General features: G+C 40.7%; 10 protein-coding genes. 5 read left to right on the forward strand and 5 right to left on the reverse strand.

Going from position 1 to position 13,560, the window contains the following annotated elements:
• Window positions 1-222 precede the first annotated feature (222 nt).
• The 3 genes from LUA91_RS07275 to LUA91_RS07285 form a co-directional block, all read right to left on the reverse strand.
• Window positions 223-1,407: a glycosidase gene (locus tag LUA91_RS07275; protein WP_231425367.1), complete on the reverse strand. Its 1,185-nt coding sequence runs from the start codon at window positions 1,405-1,407 to the stop codon at window positions 223-225.
• Between the two features lie 21 nt (window positions 1,408-1,428).
• The gene (locus tag LUA91_RS07280) at window positions 1,429-3,255 is read right to left on the reverse strand and encodes a sodium:solute symporter family protein (protein WP_231425368.1); all 1,827 of its coding nucleotides are present in this window, start codon (window positions 3,253-3,255) and stop codon (window positions 1,429-1,431) included.
• A gap of 598 nt (window positions 3,256-3,853) precedes the next feature.
• On the reverse strand, window positions 3,854-5,749 hold the full coding sequence (locus LUA91_RS07285) for a LuxR C-terminal-related transcriptional regulator (protein ID WP_231425369.1): 1,896 nt from the start codon (window positions 5,747-5,749) through the stop codon (window positions 3,854-3,856).
• A gap of 208 nt (window positions 5,750-5,957) precedes the next feature.
• On the opposite strand from LUA91_RS07285, the gene LUA91_RS07290 reads away from it, so the two are divergent.
• The 4 genes from LUA91_RS07290 to LUA91_RS07305 all read left to right on the forward strand — a co-directional run bounded on the left by LUA91_RS07290 (window position 5,958) and on the right by LUA91_RS07305 (window position 9,851).
• Entirely contained in the window at window positions 5,958-6,290 is a 333-nt protein-coding gene (locus tag LUA91_RS07290; RefSeq protein WP_231425370.1) for a DUF4870 domain-containing protein, read from the forward strand.
• Window positions 6,291-6,444: 154 nt separating this feature from the next.
• Window positions 6,445-6,954 (forward strand): hypothetical protein, encoded by a 510-nt coding sequence (locus LUA91_RS07295; RefSeq protein WP_231425371.1) that lies wholly within the window; start codon window positions 6,445-6,447, stop codon window positions 6,952-6,954.
• Window positions 6,955-7,502: 548 nt separating this feature from the next.
• On the forward strand, window positions 7,503-9,224 hold the full coding sequence (locus tag LUA91_RS07300; protein WP_231425372.1) for an alpha/beta fold hydrolase: 1,722 nt from the start codon (window positions 7,503-7,505) through the stop codon (window positions 9,222-9,224).
• Between the two features lie 174 nt (window positions 9,225-9,398).
• On the forward strand, window positions 9,399-9,851 hold the full coding sequence (locus LUA91_RS07305; protein WP_231425373.1) for a hypothetical protein: 453 nt from the start codon (window positions 9,399-9,401) through the stop codon (window positions 9,849-9,851).
• A 182-nt stretch (window positions 9,852-10,033) separates the two neighbouring features.
• On the opposite strand, the gene LUA91_RS07310 is transcribed toward LUA91_RS07305, so the two are convergent.
• Together LUA91_RS07310 and LUA91_RS07315 are read right to left on the reverse strand one after the other, a co-directional pair.
• Window positions 10,034-11,605, reverse strand: a complete 1,572-nt coding sequence (locus LUA91_RS07310) for a cupin domain-containing protein (RefSeq protein ID WP_231425374.1) — start codon at window positions 11,603-11,605, stop codon at window positions 10,034-10,036.
• Between the two features lie 2 nt (window positions 11,606-11,607).
• Complete coding sequence (locus LUA91_RS07315; RefSeq protein ID WP_231425375.1) at window positions 11,608-12,168, reverse strand: DapH/DapD/GlmU-related protein; 561 nt, start codon at window positions 12,166-12,168, stop codon at window positions 11,608-11,610.
• Between the two features lie 117 nt (window positions 12,169-12,285).
• Between LUA91_RS07315 and LUA91_RS07320 the strand changes: the two genes are divergently transcribed.
• The gene (locus LUA91_RS07320) at window positions 12,286-13,101 is read left to right on the forward strand and encodes a helix-turn-helix domain-containing protein (RefSeq protein WP_231425376.1); all 816 of its coding nucleotides are present in this window, start codon (window positions 12,286-12,288) and stop codon (window positions 13,099-13,101) included.
• Window positions 13,102-13,560 lie beyond the last annotated feature (459 nt).

Genomic DNA, 13,560 nt, shown 5'->3' on the forward strand with positions numbered 1-13,560 from the left:
AAACAATAGACATTATACATCAATTTAGAATTAGAAATTACCAAGGATTCACCTGAAAAAGTAATTTTCAGGCCATCGGCGCATAAATTAGTCATACTGGACTCTAACTATAATCTAGGGAGGACAAGACGCTGAAGTTTGATCGGGATTCAATTTCATCAAAAAATATTTATGATAGCATTTTAACACCCGCACCAAAGACTGCTGGGCTAATGAATATTATTATACCAGGGCATGGTGATCGGTGATGAGCTCATTTCTATCCACAAGCTTACATATTTCCGATACCGAGGATGAACTGTTCAAACCATCCCGAGGCGTATTGATTACGTAATCAAGCAATTTATCTATCGTAGAGGTTGCTACATGCATTCGCGTATCCGATGAGGCATAATAAATAAAGACCTTTCCGTCCTCATCCGCAATCCACCCATTACAAAAAGCAACATTTGATACATCCCCAGTTCTTTCAATGCCTTCTGGTGCAATAAAATATCCTCCGGGTTTATGTGTAACAACTGTCAGATCTTCAAGATCACTCAGAAAAAGATATAGCACGTAACGTAAACCTGCTGCTGTATTTCTAACACCATGAGCCATTTGCAACCATCCCTTACCGGTTTTTATCGGAGCAGGACCCAACCCGTTTTTCGCCTCATAAATAGTATGATAGACGCGTTTGTCAATGACAACCTCATGGTCCACCACCGCGTTTTCTATCGTTTCTGACAGACCGAATGCAATCCCCCCTCCCTTTCCGGCTTCAATGAATCCATCCTGCGGACGGGTATAGAACGCATATTTACCATCTACAAATTCCGGGTGAAGCACCACATTTCGCTGTTGGGCAGAGTTGGTTTTAAAATCTGCAAAGCGGTCCCAATTCACTAAGTCCTTGGTACGGACAATACCACACTGCGCCACTGCAGAAGACTGATCCGCCTCTGACACCATCGGATCCTTGCTTTCTGTACAGAAAACGCCATATATCCATCCATCCTCATGCGATACCAGTCTCATGTCGTAAAGGTTGGTTTCGCCATCTTTGTGCGGAATGATTGAAGGCTTGTCCCAGAAACGAAACTGATCAACTCCATTGGGACTCTCTGCAATTGCGAAGAAAGATTTCCTATCGCTTCCCTCCACCCGAGCCATCAGGATATACTTCCCGTTAAATTTAATGGCTGCCGAATTAAAAACTGCATTCACTCCAATCCTTTCCATCAAAAACGGGTTTCTTTTTGGATCTAGATCATATTTCCATTTAAAAGGTACATGTTCTGCAGTAAGTACCGGATTCAGATACCGCTGGTACACGCCATTTGTGTACTCACTAATGTTATTTTCCCTTGTAATGAGTGACTCATAATTTGAGCTTATTTTTTCCAATCGTTTGTTAAAATCCATATTATTTCTAATGCTATATTTTTAGTTTTCCAATCTATTCCACCAGGTCCTTTTCAAGATCAACGCAATCACAATAATCACTGCAACGGTGATCAATAAGGGAAGTTTCATCCAAAGGATAAAATACATCGGGAGCACAGTCAGGCAGAGCTGTGCCACAATACCCAGCGCTACGTTGAACATATCAAGTTTAAATCCTTTATTTTCATTAAAATCCGGGTCATCTTTTTTCACCAAAACATCCACCGGCTTCCAGAAACCCCAGGGCCTGACGGTACTGTAAAAACTTTTCAAAATATCTTCATCTGTTGCAGGCGCGGTGTAGGTACCGATGATACAGCCTAACATAGAGATGGCAAAAAGAACCGGAAAATAATAAAGGAACTCGATCCCATTAAAAAAATGCGAGAAGACAAGTGCCCCGGCAATCCCAGTCAGCATCCCCCAGAAAAACCCATTGGCATTAAATCGCCACCAATACCATTTAAGCATATTTGCGGCAATATAGCCTCCATACAGGCCGGAAACAATCCATTGCAGGATGCTGTTCACGTCTTTGGCAAAAAAACCTAAAAATACCCCGGTCACCACAACTACCAGACCCGTCAGGTAATTCATCGTCATGATCTGATTGGTTGTTGCCTCTGGCTTAATATATTTTAAGTAGATATCATTGACAATATAAGCCTGCGCTGCGTTTAATGTTCCAGAAAATGTACCCATAAACGCACCCATCAGTCCGGTCAGAACAATACCCAGTATTCCAACTGGAAGAAATGCATTGATTGCAGCTGGCAGAATCCGTTCGAAATCAGTTCCGTTGGGCGAACTCAGGTCCAATTGATTATAATAAAGTAACGCCAGAACTGTAAGGCCGATTACCATGGTGTAGCGGACAGGCAATAAAATTATTGACACAAATCCGGTCATTTTGGACGCATCTTTCGGACTGCTGGTGGAAAGTACTTTCTGCATATCGTAGTTGGGTGCAGGACCCGCCAAGCTTGCAAAAACCCCTTTGAAGAGCATCATCATGAAAAATATTCCAAATAGACCATACCCATCATCAGCAATTTTTTTATTTGCATCCTTGACCAGATTGGACCAGTCCAGATCCAGGTTCCACCCAAAGAAAGGATTTACCCAGCCTTTGGGAACGTTTATGTCAGATGCCCTTAGATGCGTAAAGGCAATGTATCCGATGGCAACGCAACCAATGGTCATAATGATATATTTGATCACATCACCCAACACGATACTATGCATTCCACCCAGAATGGAATAAAAAGTGGCAAAAATGGTAAACAATATTCCATAGAAGTGAGGCACATACTGTGCGCTGACGTGAAACGGAACATAGGGCTCCACAATGTGCCAGGGAATAAAAATTTCTACGAATTTACCAAGGCCCACAAAGCCATAAGCCAGAAAGCCAAGGCAGCCGATCAGAGCAAAAACAACAGTTACATTGTGCGAAGCCTTGACGCCCTTACCAACAGTCCCAAACCTGGTCGCCAGCCATTCCGCTCCGGTATCCGCATTTGATCTTCGGAGCCATTTGGCCAAAAACATCATATTGAAGACCTGATTGAACACCGGCCAAAGCCAGGGAATCCAGATACTTTTCAAACCATAAACAAAACACAGTGACACCATCCACATGGTCCCACTGATGTCGAACATGTCAGAAGCATCACTTAGCCCCAACATATACCAGGGCAGCTTCTTGCCCCCCATCAGGTAACTTTGTTTATTTAAACGGGCCTTATTCCTATAGTACCAGCCGATGAAGACCATCAGCACCAGATAAGACACTAAAATCATTAAATCTGCCAGATGTAACCTCATGTTAGAAATTTATGGTGATTTTGTCCAACATATATACAATGAAAATCGATTGGCGAAAGCCGGGCTTTTCTGAAAAGAAAGTTGAAATGAAGTAGAAAATAGTCATATTTATTTGGTTAGGAGCTAACGAATCAACATGTTCGCTTTTGCATTAGTCAATAACCAAAATTATAACATCCCGTGAAAATCTATTAATACTATTTTAACTAATGTTTGTATATAATAAACAAAATATAATCATCCTGTAGACAAATAAAGTTTGAATAAAACCTATTGAAGATAATTAACAGGAAATATGAACAAAAGTGGAAGGGTAACGGCGAGGGCATGTGAGATAACAGGCACTTCATATTTGCACAACTTTACCGAATGTCTTATCTTGGTAACTTATGGCTACGACCTGAACTAACCCTTTTCCAGATATTTATTATATCAAGTTCTCCCGCAACTAAAAACCACAACAGCATTGCTTACAAAAGCCTTAAGACAAATTTAATTGGTCCACGCTTATAATATACTGCAAATTAATACATGAAATATTTAAAGACTGTGAAGTTTCAAGATTTTAATCAAATTCAACGGTAAAATTTTAAAATCATCAATCCCTATCAGTCGAACCCGATCTGTACTGGATTTTCCACTCATAGGCGCGAACGACTAAATCCAAGTTCTCCTCTTTCTGCAGACCAAGTTTTCGCTTTAAGCGATACCTGGCCATCCGGATGCTCTTGGGCTCAATCGCCAGCCTGTTCGCAATTTCCTTATTATCCAGGCCCATTAATATATAGGCGCAATATTTCAGGTCGAGTTTAGTGAGCACACCACCCGCCCTTTCCTGCAAAGCACTGAAAAATCCAGGATGAATATCTCCAATCGAATTTTGCAGATCTGCCTTGTCCTTATCCATCCGCAGGTTTTGAGCGATCATTCGTCCCATACTTTTAGTAGCCGTATCGGCAATACTTTTCGATTTCTCTTTCAGCAGTTCCAAAATCGTGTTCTTTTCCTCAATCTTGAGCGTACCCGCTAACAATTCACGCTCCAGCCACTCCGTGCGGTCCTGAAGCAAAGCCTGCTGAGCAGCAATCCGTTCACGTTCCTGCTCCCCCAAAGACGCCAGTAACTCCGCCTCCTGTTTTTCCTGAAGCGATATCAAAATCCGCTGCTGCGAGGCTTTGAGCTTATAATGGTAAAAACCCAGTAACAAAGCCAATACTAATATACTTGCTGAACCTACAGCCACATATAACCAGTTTATCTGCCGGTTTAAATTTGCCCGTTCACGTAACCTTACAATTTCCAGATCACGTTGTTCCGAATGATACTGCTCCTCCACCTGCTGCACAGCAGCAAGCTTCTGGGCATCAAAGACCTTCCTGTAATACGCCGAGTAACGCTTATAATAACTCAAGGCTTTAGGGTAGTCTCCGCTTTGTTCCGCCAGTTTCGACAGCCCCAACATCATCCGCGATCGTGTAATATCAACCCCCGGTAAGGCCTTATCAAGTTCTGCAATTCCCGTCAGCAAATATTTTTCTGCCGCTGGATAATCCCCCCTACGCATCGCATATTCACTCATGATACCATAACAATTGGCTATCACTTCAGGCATATTGGTTTTCCTGGCGACTTTAAGTGCATCATCGACATAACGATTGGCACTGTCCCTAAAGCCTTCCGGAAAATACTTAAAATAGATATTCGCCAGGTTGAGCGCGGTCACTGATGCATTACTTTGAATCAAAATCTTATCCTGGTTGCGGCGGTAAACTTCCGCAGATTTCCGGTAGTAATAAACTGCCGAATCCAGAAGCATCCTTCTTTTCGTTTGCACTTCAAAAGCAGAAAAGAAACTGTGTGCTAAAGTCATGTAGCCAATCTGCACATCATCCGGATATCTGCTCATCTTAGAGAGCTGCAAAGCCAAAACCGCATATTTATGCTGTTTTAAGGTGTCACTGCCATAAGCGTAAATACTCGCAGCATAGTGATTTATCAGCGTTCGATAACTCAGTGCCCTTCGGTCAGCACTGACTTTCAGTAATTTATCAGCATTGATAAATGCCGACATGGCTTTCTCATTCTCATTTTTATTTAGCTCAAACCAGCCTTTACGGAGCCATACATAACCTTTGAAAAGTGAATTTGTCGAATTACCTGCAGCGCGCATGGCACTATCTATATAAGCTGCCGCCCGTTTCTCCTGTCCTTTCCTCATCAGAAGATGCGCGGCTGAAGCATAACAATAAGCAGCAATACCTTCTTCCTTCTCCTTTTTTGCCAAAGCTATAGCCTGCATAATCAGATCAATAGCCCTGTTAACATCAGTCTCATAATTTGCGCGGGCCAATTCAGCCAGCACAACAGGTCGCTCACCTTGGCTTGCTTTTGCAAGTACATTATTTAAGGAATCGATCACAAGCATTTGCGCAGCGGCAAACTTGTGAATAGTAAACGTAACGATGGCGAGAAGAATAGCAACTTTCTTGAACATTTATCAGATAGGAATAAAGTTTAATGACGGGCTTTAACCTCAGCGAATATACATTTAACAACGCATCGATGAATTTGTTGTAGACGATTTGTAGACGCTCCATTTTTGATCAGTAGACACATTGTAGGCTGCCTTTTGTTGTATTGCAGCAATTGGGAGCCTAATTTTGGTCACAATAGTTTATTTCATTAATCTAAAAAAATCTATTATGTCAAACAAAACCATGGCCATTTTGGCTTATGTTACCATCATCGGATGGGTGGTAGCTTACTTGCAGTACAAAAAAAGTTCAGACAAAAACCCTTTGGTAAATTACCATCTAGGGCAATCATTAGGTTTAATCATTTTAACCTTTATCCTGGGAATTGCGATATCAGTAGTGGTGAGCGTTGTTCCCTCTTTATACGTCCTTTCCCTTATTGTAAGTGTGTTAAGCCTGGTGTTTTTATTATTAGGGGTAGTCGCCGCCAACAACGAAGTACTTAAACCCCTTCCAATTGTAGGGAAATTGTTTGAAGGTAAATTCAACTTCGCCAACTAAACGAAAAACAAGCATAAGGGAAACAAAAACCAATCACGAGTCCTAGTGCTAAACCTATGGCGTTAATGTCTCTCCAGCCACCGGAGTTGCAGGATACTTTGCACCGTCTGTCAACCCCGGCTGGCTATTTTAAAACACTTTATGATCATATGACATGGAAAGCAGAGCAACAAGCCAGGAACAACCTAAACAGCAGGCAGAAACCTCAATCTCACGAGGTCATTCTGTCATCAAATGGGGTATCTATCTTTACGGGATATACACCCTGTTCCTGTTAGTGGAATGCATCGATTTTTTAACCTACCTGCACACGCCCGCTCCGGGTCACCACCCAACTTACAATGTCGTTCATGTAGCCTTTATTATCATTGAGTTGATTGTTCATGCATCGATCACCTTGGGTCTGATCATATTGTTGAATATAAACAATAAAACAAGTGCTTCGATTGTCCAAACGGTAATGTTCATTACTGGAATCAGAGCCTTCATGATCTATTACCTTTACTGGCACACAGCGCCAGATATTCATTTTGTCCCATATATCTACAAAGAATCGAATGCACTAGGTGGTTTCATTAGGCCCTTAATGCTTCCGGCTCAGATCATTTGGGGAATAACATGTGTCTGGATCTCTATGAGTATTAAAAAAATTAAACCAAATTAACCAGACCAAATGTATATCTATAGTTAACATCATGATGGCTTACCCAAATGGCCCACCTATCGATATTGTGGATAAACTGATCTACCATAAATGATTTTTCAGATTTGACATTAAGGACATAGATTAATTTTCCATTAAAGAACCTCCGTAAATCAATTCGCATTGCAAATTAACACTAGCCGAATGAATTGAATCATTCTATCACTAGTCATACAGATTATTTGGAAAATAGTGAGTCATGCGCTCATTTCAGTCCTCCGCATCTTTCCTCCCGCAATGATTTAGTTTTCTCTAAGAAAGATTTAAGTGACTCAGCTATATCCAAATCCAGCAGCTTCTTTGCGGATCAATGTCATAATCTACAGTTTTTTCATGATGCATATATCAACAAATAAGTTGCGAGTTAATTGAACTAACTTTAAAAAAGTTTGTTTATTCTATCCTTTGAACGGTTAACGCCTTGCGAATGATAATGTCGAAATAATATAAAAACGTGTGCTTGCAACCTTTTTAGTCTCGATCTCATCTTGATTGAAAACGGCCTTAAAATGCAAAAACAAATTCCTTTTCGATACGCGACTCTAAAGTTTTTTCTGCTTACAGCACTCGCTCATTCTTTTTTATTTAACATTAAAGCTCATGCCCAGGAAAGTCAATTATCCGGCAAAACCGTAAATGCCGACACCAAACTCCCCCTTGCATTTGTCAGTATCGGCATCAGAGGTAAGGCTATCGGCACCATTTCTGATTCATTAGGGAACTACAGGTTAAGCTATCGCCCAAATGAAATTTCAAAAACAGATTCGCTCATATTCACTGCAATAGGTTTCCAGACCGCTAGAATGAATGCAGAACAGCTCATCAATGGAAACACGACCATTTCTTTAAAGGAGTTGCCGCTAAACCTCAAAACCGTAGAAATAAATGCCGGGCAAAGGAAAATGAAAAGCTATGGACGCTGGTCAGCAAATCTGGTATTCTTTCCTGCAATGTATAAGAATATACCTAAATTCAGCGATGAAAAGGGTCGTGAACAGGCGACCATTCTTAAAATAGACCCGGATGTTTACTTAAGAACATTTAATTTCGGCATCAACAGAAGACATTTCAAAAAGATAAAGCTCAGATTGAATGTTTATGGAATTAAAAATGGAATTCCCGATCACTCTTTGCTGGATAAGGATGTCGTGTTCGATGTGTCTGGCTCATCTGAGCAGGGAATGCCAAAGGTCCAGACCATAGATTTGCGTCCTTACCAGATCGAGATAAAGGGAAGAAAAGAAATTGCCGTTTCCCTGTCCATTCTTGAACTTGAGTCTTTACCCGGGGACACGAGCAGGCAGGCATTTTTTATCCCTTCATTCCCCAGTCCGCTGCGCTCAAGCCTCTACAGAATAAAAAGTGAGGCAACGTGGCAAAAAGTTTCCAGTTCCCATTTGCTTATTGGCCTGGAAGTATCAACCAGTAGAACCAAAAATGTGAAGGAAGGAGAACAGGAGGAAAACCTGGACGGGATAACGAAAGTTGATCCGGAGATATCCGGGGCATTGTACGGAAACAACAATGGAAAGCGCATCAAGGTGGCAAACGGTGAAATCTATTATGAGAGCTATGGAAAAGGAAGTCCATTGATTCTGCTCCATGGAAACAGCGAGAGCATTATCTCGTTTCGAAAGCAGATAGGACCACTATCTGAGCATCACCAGGTCATTGCCATCGATACCCGGGGACATGGGAATAGCATCAACCGAGATACGATGGCCTATAGCTATAGGCTTTTTGCCGATGACCTAAAGTCGGTAATGGATTCCATCCACATCAAAAAAGCGAGTTTACTGGGTTGGAGTGATGGCGGAAATACAGCCATTGAGTTTGCTTTGATACACCCTGAAAAAATTGATAAAATGGTCCTGATGGGTGCGAATATTTTTCCGGGCACCAGGGCCATAAAGGAAGATATTGTCCGAATGTTTAAAAAACGTAGAGATAGCCTGATGAATCTTCAAGATGAAGCATCCAACAACCAGTTGCGACTCACTCAGTTGGTATTGAAGGAACCTCAGATAAATGAAGATGAGTTAAATAAGATCAACATTCCCACACTTATCCTGGCTGGTGAGTCTGATGTGATTAAATCCGAACATACCCTCTTGATCCACGCCCATATCAAAAGTTCCAGCGTGCAAATCGTCAAGGGTGAAGACCATTACTTACCATTAAAAAATCCAAAACTCTTTAATCAAATTTTACTTGATTTCCTCAGACAATAGATAATTGGATAAGTAAATGGGTTTAAAGCATTAGAATATAGGACCACACCATTCATTTCGTATTCGCCTTACTGGCGTCGAAATGCTTCAAAGATGTCTGATACAATTTCTCCTGATGTTTACGGCGATACTAAACTATTATAACGACAAAACGTTATTGAATAAAATTATTCTATGAAATCTAAACTATACACGCTATCCCTTATTTTTTGTTTTTTACTGATTAGCTGCAAGAAAGATGCACAGGTTGATCCAGTTGTCAACGATCCTGAAGCGCTTAAAGTAAAAATTACGTGTAATTGGATAACCACAGCGGGGAAAATTGAGTATTACGATGCCTCAGGGAAGCTTGCCAAAACCGAAGATCAACCCGTTCTAAGTGGACAAGTCTGGGAATTTGCTGGAGATAATTCCGCGAAAAGTGTTGATGCCAGGGGGACAAGAACATATAACTACAGTTTCTATAATAACAATAATATCAATTACATCAGTATTACAAATAATCCAACCGAGACCTATAAGATCACCATAGATAATAATAAAATGACATGGTCGACCGAAGGGCCGTATAACAATGATCCAGCCTACACTTCCGCAAAGCTGACCTATTATTTTGTAAAAAAATAAATAAGCGTTAAATATTTCAGGTATCAGGTAACATTTTTTTTTAAAAAACTATGCTACCGGAGTTTAAGGATACAAGTAAAGAAACATGCCAGTACTTTCAGTGCCCAGCGTAACTATTAATCAGGCTACTCACCATGAAAAATGGTCAGTAGAGACTTGGTGTTATTCATTTTAGAAGTTATTTATTTACTCCCGAGATATTCTTCATCCGTTACCTTCTGTAGCCAGGTCACGATGCCCTTTTCTGTATTTGGTAATATGTATTGCTGTAACATACCAATATCAGAACTGGCGCCATGCCAATGTTCCACATTGGGCGGACATTGTATCACATCTCCCTTTTTGAGGGTCTGCCTCGGTTGTCCTTTGATCTGGTGGTATCCTGCACCATCGGTAATGATCAGGATCTGGCCCGAAGGATGCTTGTGCCAGTTGCTTCTTGCTCCAGGCTCAAAAAAGACGTTGCCAACCACGGTGTTGTAGACTGAATCATTTTTAACAAGGGCGAAGGTCCAGGCCATGCCAGTGAAATTTTCTGCAGGGCCGATTTCTCCTTTCGGAAAAATGAAATTCATTTTTTTCTGATCTACCTTGCTAGTATTTTGCGCCCTGCAACTGATGCTCGTAAGCATCAGGGCAGCTATTGCGGTTATTGATAATGTTTTCATCGGTATTGGATTTTGTGTTTTACTATTTGTTTTCTTTAAGATGTTGGGTAAAAAAAGCTTATCGAATGGGATCAGTTCAGTTTTATCGTAAAGGTCAACATGGCCTGCATTTGGAACGATGACCAGCTCTTTCGGTTCGCTTGCACGATTAAAAGCGTCCTCGCTAAATTCACGGGAATGGGATTTATCACCTGTTATAAACATCATCGGGCGGGGAGAAATGGTTTCTATATCATTGAACGGATAGAAATTATTGAACTTGGTATTACTGCTGAAAGTAGGATGTGTTGTGGTTTCTGGCGAGCCGCCTTTTGGTGTATATTCTCCTCTAGAACTGCGATAGAATTCGAAGAACTCACGCTGTATTGGATGGGTGTTCTCATCCAGTTGGTGGATAGTTCCACCTGTATATCTAGTCTTTCCACCCAAAAATTCCGTATACCTTTGTTCAGCGGCTCCTTCCTGATTTTTTTTTCTTTCTTCAAGGCTTTGCGAATGGTTCAGCGCATTTCGGCTAGCTGAACCCATGTCATACATACTTACCGTTGCAACTGCTTTCATCCTAGGATCGATCTTGGCGGCACTGATTACAAAGCTTCCGCTTCCGCATACCCCGAGTACGCCGATTCGTTCCCTATCTACAAAATCCCTTGTGCCAAGAAAATCCACCGCAGCGCTGAAATCTTCTGCATACATATCGGGAAGCACGACATTACTTGGCGAACCCTCACTTTCCCCCCAAAATGAAAGATCAATAGCTAAGGCAATGAAGCCCCTGTCCGCCATATTCGAGGCATATACATTGGCGCTCTGTTCCTTCACAGCCCCCATAGGGTGACCGACAACTATGGCGGAATGCTTGGCTTTCCTATCTATAGTTTTAGGAACAAAAAGATGTCCCGCTATCTGCATATTGTATTGATTTTTAAAACTTACGGCATACAGGGTGATCATGTCGCTTACCTTAAAGGTTGTATAGCTTTTTGCTGATATTTCTTTGATCTGTATCGAGGTGTATGTTGATTGTGCGTCCACGATACCAAAACAAAGGATTGCATTTAGCGCTAAAAGCATTGATTTTTTCATGCTTAAATGTTTTTAATGAATTTAGCCGGAACCCCACCGACAACTGTACTTGGAGCGACGTCCTTTGAAACAACTGCTCCAGCAGCAACGACTGCATTTTCTCCTATAGTTACCCCTGGAAGTATGGTTGCACCCGCACCAATCCAGACATTTTTTTTGATGTGGATAGCTTTGGGAATTAACGAATGCCGGTCTTCCCTTGAAGTTGGGTGCCCCTCGGATAGTAAACTTACTTTTGGAGCGATAAGAACATTGTCCTCAATGATAATTCCGCCAAGATCCAAAAACACGCAATCGAAATTGATGAATACATTTTTACCGATTTTGATATGTTTTCCGTAATTGATATGCAAAGGCGTAAAAACCGCAACACTGTCGTCAATATCCGAACCTGTTATCTGACTCAATAAACCTCTTATTTCATTAAGGTCTGTCGCGTTGTTCATTTGGACTAAAAGTTTCTTTGTGGCAAAGGACTCCTCACGCATTCTATATGCTTCAGGGTCGTTTGGTAAAACAGTTTCCCCATTGCGTAACCTTTCGAAAATATCTTGTTTATTCATTCCAGTAATTTTTATTGCAACAAAGCTAAAAGGAATTTAAAGGTGTTATGTTACATTTATATCGCAAGTAATGTCAAATATTACCTATTATTGACCCATTATTCTATTATTACCGATATGTTAAAAAATCAAAAAGTTATGCTTTGCAGCGCCGTATCTGGAAGTGAGTTTCCTAAAGATTTTAATATCCGGTTTCATACACACATCTATTGTCAAAGTGGGAGTTTAAGATTTTCCTTCAATGGCCAAAAATATCAGAGCAAAAAAGGCGAATTTATCTTTTGGCTGGCGGGAATAAATGTTTCAGACCTATTTTTTTCAAAAAGTTTTAAGTCCACGATTTTGTTTGTCGAAAGCGATCTGCTTACCAAAAGTTTGCCGAGTGCCACGGCGAGCATCGACAGCAATATACATTCCAAAGAATATCCCATATTGCATCCGGATAGAACAGACAAAGAGAAGATCTTAAAAAATTTCAGGTTGCTGTACGATATGTCGCTGGAAACCAGCCATCGGTTTTATGATGAAGCACTTAAACTGCAAATGCAAATTTTCTTATTGGAAATGTGGCACATCTTTGAATACGAGTTAGACAGAAGAAAACGGAGTCTTCAAAGCGGAACATTGTATGAACAGTTTATACAATTGGTACAGCAACATTGCATGTCACATCGCGAAGTACGGTTTTACAGTGACAAGCTGAATATTACGCCCAAATACCTTAACTATATTTGCAAGGTAAATACCGCGATAACTGCATCTAAATGGATACAGCGTAATGCAAGAGAGCGGATCATCATACTATTGCAAAATAAGAACCTTAACATCTCCGAAATAGCCAATCAAATGGAGTTTTCGAGCCGTTCGTTCTTTACCCGCTATGTAAAAAAAATACTTGGAACAACTCCGAAGAAATATCGTGAGCGAATTTGATAAAATTGTTCTAGATCATCTGCTAATCCCACGTCATATTAACAGCCTTTAGTATCAATACTTCTAACAAATCTGAAATAACATGTAATGGAAATTTTAGCTCGATTGATAAATAGATTCCGTAGCAAACTGACCAGGCCAGGAAAACATATGACACATTTATATAACAATAGTTACCAGCTTATTGTAGTGATCGATATAAAGTAAAACATACTGACCTTTAATCCAAAATGAAACGATTGCTCTTAGCAAAACTCCATTCGGACATTATTTTAAAGATATATCTTAATGATCATTGAGTTTGAGCAAAAGACCGGTTTGCTTTAAATATCGGTTTTATCGAAAGTTTGCTTTATATAATTATACTCATATGAGGGCTAACCATCGCAGTCGATACAGCAGTACCAGACAGCTCAAATTACTGATATTTTGTTGTAGCGCATCCCTAGATCTAGTCGA

Source organism: Pedobacter sp. Leaf250 (assembly GCF_920984735.1).
In the GTDB taxonomy this organism is placed as follows: Bacteria; Bacteroidota; Bacteroidia; order Sphingobacteriales; family Sphingobacteriaceae; genus Pedobacter.